Source organism: Thermocladium sp. ECH_B (assembly GCA_001516585.1).
Lineage (GTDB): Archaea > Thermoproteota > Thermoprotei > Thermoproteales > Thermocladiaceae > Thermocladium.
In genome coordinates, this window is the sequence record LOBW01000144.1 from 1 (window position 1) to 1,370 (window position 1,370).

The window sequence follows — 1,370 nt, forward strand, 5'->3', positions numbered from 1 at the left end:
GCGCTACAGGCATAGATGAGGGCCCGTGGCTTAGCCAGGTGGAGCGGCCGGCTCATAACCGGTAGGCCCCGGGTTCAAATCCCGGCGGGCCCATCACTAATTAAGAGAAATATTTGAATTTTCATGTTAATGGGGAACAATCATTCAGTGGGAGCGAAATATCATGCTTTTGTATTAAGGTTTGCTTTTGGTTAGTTTTAGGAGATGAGTGATCCATTCTCTTGGTTTTACGAAGCCATCCTCTAAATCAACTAGTCCTCTCTCTTTTAGCGCGTCGACATCTATGCCCATGGATTCCACAGCTTGTTTTTGGGCTCCTTTTCCTATCTTTCTTAAATCCCTCATATATCTCTCATCTATTGCTAGGGGAAGGCTGAGAAGCTGAACCACTTCTTTAAAGCCTTCATGCATATAAACAATTCTCCAGGCCCCGGCTAACATGGCCATTATTGTTATGTATGCTGTCTCAGCCTTAAATCCAGCCGTTGAATTCACTATTACTTTATAGTCTTGCTTTGTCTTATTTATTATAATTCGAGCGAATTTATCCACTAGCTCAATTAAGCCATTGTTAAAGAATCCAGGATCCGAACCGAATCCACGTAAGGTAATGGGTTCGTATGCCTTTATTTTCGTATTTTTGGCCAGCCCCGTCCTTTTCTTGAAATCATCCACATCCATTTTCACATAATTATAGATTATCTTGGCGCAAAACTTGGATGCTCCAGTATTGGTTGGGTAAAAGAATAGCTCTAGCTCATCCACTACATTGCCTTGAATCGTTCTTAATGTATTAATTATTGAATTAAGCTCAGCACTGTATTTCTCTGGATCTAACTTAACAATATTCAGCGCCTCCTTAAATAAGGAGCTGGCAAGCGTTGATTTCCTATCTAGCTCTTTTTGTATATCATCATCCACGGCAGCCCATGATGGTTTCCTACTTAGTAAATCCTGCAGTTTCCTGCTCTTCTTTGAATTATTATCGTTTTCGAGGTTACTTAAAATACTTGTACCCACGGTCGATGCAATCACTAATTTCAGTCCCATGATGAAATTTATTATATACATATTAAAGCTTTTCTATTATTTTATATAAAGATGTTAAATCCATTCTTAGGGAGTGAATTATTTGTTTTACTTGGCCCTGCTCTCTGGAAGTCTCCTAGATAATTAGAAGATTCTTATCTCAAGCCCTTAATTGGACGAAATGATAAAATGAACTACAAATCTCGCCCTTCAAGGCGAGAGGTCAGTTTCTTAGGCTAGGGGTTAGGTAGTTGTTTCTTCTTCTAGGTACCATTCCAATATGTATTCTTTTTGGTCGGCTATTGTTCTTGCCTCCTCATATGCTTCCCTCCATGTCTTGA

The 1,370-nt window shown here is 39.8% G+C and carries 1 protein-coding gene and 1 tRNA gene; one reads left to right on the forward strand and one right to left on the reverse strand.

Annotated elements, in window-relative coordinates; translation table 11 throughout:
• Positions 1-19: 19 nt before the first annotated feature.
• A tRNA-Met gene (locus AT710_09815) sits at positions 20-93 on the forward strand.
• Positions 94-174: 81 nt separating this feature from the next.
• Here AT710_09815 and AT710_09820 read toward each other — a convergent pair.
• A complete protein-coding gene (locus tag AT710_09820; protein KUO89710.1) occupies positions 175-1,071 on the reverse strand; it encodes a hypothetical protein in 897 nt (298 codons plus the stop codon).
• Positions 1,072-1,370 lie beyond the last annotated feature (299 nt).